The organism is Nitrospira sp. BLG_2, assembly GCF_049222245.1.
This window is the reverse complement of record NZ_JBLYIG010000072.1, coordinates 1-2,160: the sequence shown is the minus strand read 5'-3', so window position 1 is coordinate 2,160 and position 2,160 is coordinate 1. Positions and strand designations below refer to the sequence as shown.

At 55.3% G+C, this 2,160-nt stretch carries 3 protein-coding genes; 2 read left to right on the top strand and 1 reads right to left on the bottom strand.

Annotated elements, in window-relative coordinates; translation table 11 throughout:
• Together ACOSYY_RS02015 and ACOSYY_RS02010 are read left to right on the top strand one after the other, a co-directional pair.
• On the top strand, window positions 1-930 hold a 930-nt coding region (locus ACOSYY_RS02015; RefSeq protein WP_421660598.1), incomplete at its 5' end, for a sensor histidine kinase.
• On the top strand, window positions 917-1,588 hold the full coding sequence (locus tag ACOSYY_RS02010; RefSeq protein ID WP_421660597.1) for a response regulator transcription factor: 672 nt from the start codon (window positions 917-919) through the stop codon (window positions 1,586-1,588). The genes ACOSYY_RS02015 and ACOSYY_RS02010, both read left to right, overlap by 14 nt.
• A gap of 44 nt (window positions 1,589-1,632) precedes the next feature.
• Here the strand turns inward: ACOSYY_RS02010 and ACOSYY_RS02005 are convergent.
• A partial coding sequence (locus tag ACOSYY_RS02005; protein ID WP_421660596.1) for a cadherin-like beta sandwich domain-containing protein occupies window positions 1,633-2,160 on the bottom strand: 528 nt, incomplete at its 5' end.

Genomic DNA, 2,160 nt, shown 5'->3' with positions numbered 1-2,160 from the left:
GGACTGGCCAAACAGCTCAACATTCCGGTTACAGGCGATTATAGACAGCTGTTGGCGATGGAGCGTGTTGACCTGATCATCGATGTGTCAGGTGACGGAGAGGTCTGGCAGTTCCTCCAGGATTTTCATCGCATGGGTGTCACCATCCTTGGCGGAGCCAGCGCAAAATTCATGTGGGAACTGATCGGAGCCCGCATTCGCGCGACGGCGGAGATCGAGAAGACGCTGAATAAGTACCAATCGCTCTATCGATTGTATGTCAAAGAGACCGGAGCTGCAGTGACGGAAGAGCGGACCAGAATCGCTTGCGAGATCCACGACGGACTCGTGCAGAGCTTGGCGGGCGTGAACTTCAAACTGGATCTCTGTCAGCAGCTTATCCGGAAGAACCCGCGAGCCAGTTTGGCGACCCTCAAGGAGAGCAAGGCCCAACTCAAGCTGGCCATACAGGAAGCCCGACAAGTGATCTTTAATCTGCGCCCCCTGCACTACGACAAGATGGAATTGATTCCCGCCCTCACGAACTATTTCAAGTCATACCAGACCCAAACCCGCATCGCCACGAAGTTTTCGGTCACGGGAGACGAGCAGATTCTCTTCCCGCGCACGAAGATCTTTCTGTTTCGAATCATTCAGGAAGCCTTGAGCAACGTCGAAAAGCATGCCAAAGCCGACCGTGTCTCGATCAAGCTGGACATCGATATGGATCTGTTGCGCGTGACGATTTCGGACAATGGAATCGGCTTCGACCTGGAAACCGTTTTGCGTGACCCGGAAAAGTGGGATCATTTCGGCATCAAGGGTATCCTGGAGCGAGCTCGCTTGGTGGGCGGCGAGGGGCATGTCCAATCAAAACCGGGGAAGGGTACGAAGATCATCGTCGAGGTGCCGTTGGGTCACAAAGAGGAGAGAGAGAATGGAGAAAATTAAGGTTCTGATCGCCGACGACCATCGGGTGGTTCGGGAAGGATTGGCCGCCATCCTAAAGACCAAGGAAGACATTCACGTCATCGGCGAAGCTCAAGACGGGATGGAGGCGGTGGAGAAATCCCGAGCGCTGCTTCCCGATGTGATTCTCATGGATGTGAGCATGCCGCGGATGGGCGGCGTCGAGGCCACGAGGCAAGTCAAGCGCGAGTTTCCACACAGCGGTATCGTCGCGTTGACCATGTACGAAGAACAACAGTACATCTTCGACCTCGTCCGCGCGGGAGCGACAGGCTACCTCTTGAAAGACTCCGAATCGTCTCAGATCGTTGCGGCTATTCGCGCCATCTATCGGGGCGAATCGCTGATCCACCCATCCGTTGCCAGTAAAATCTTGGCGGAATTCTCATTGATGGCTCAAAAGAAAGGCAAGAAGCCGGCCTGGGCCGAGCATGATTTGACCGAACGAGAGATTACGGTTTTGCGACTGGTTGCCGATGGGAAAACTAATAAAGAAATCGCCAACAGCCTTGATTTGAGCGAAAAGACGGTGAAGAATCACGTCCGGAATATCTTTCACAAGCTTCAAGTCTACGACCGCACGCAAGCGGCCATCCTTGCCATCCGCAAAGGACTGATCGAGTTGGATCCGAAGCCGTAGGACGTACCGGCGCCGAACGACTGCTGCCCGGAACGATTCTGTATCTAGCGGAGCAGTCTGAACACATTGATGGTGTACGTCTTTTGGCTTCCATCCGGCGCCGTCACGATGATCGGCACGGGAACGGTCGTCCCGGGCCCCGGCGTAGCGCTCACTTGTCCTGCCGGGACTCCCGCTGGAGCGATCACCGAGCCGAACGCGGACATCACGGCGTTCGGATCGGACTTGGTGGCGGAGATGATCGTCCGGTCGACACTGGCAGGTACCTCCAGTGAGTAATTCACGGTCCCTGGAGCAAAGGGCGGAGACAAAGTGCCTGCACTCACGCTCAATGCAGACAGATTATTGTTGTTCATGGGCGCCGCTCGTTCGATGATGATACGGTAAGTCTTGGAGTTTCCATTCTGTGCCGTGACTGTAATCAACACGTTTGTGATCGTGCCTGGACCACCGAGCGGGATCATCGCTTGGCCTTGATTGGGCACATCACCGGATATCACGGCATTCGGATCGGCTTTAGTGGCGGAGACGTTTACACCGGTCACACTGGTGGCAACATCCACCGTGTAGAT

What these genes read in the sequence shown, in the direction of transcription:
- ACOSYY_RS02010 (WP_421660597.1), top strand. Translation starts at nt 917, where the DNA reads ATGGAGAAAATTAAGGTTCTGATCGCCGACGACCATCGGGTGGTTCGG.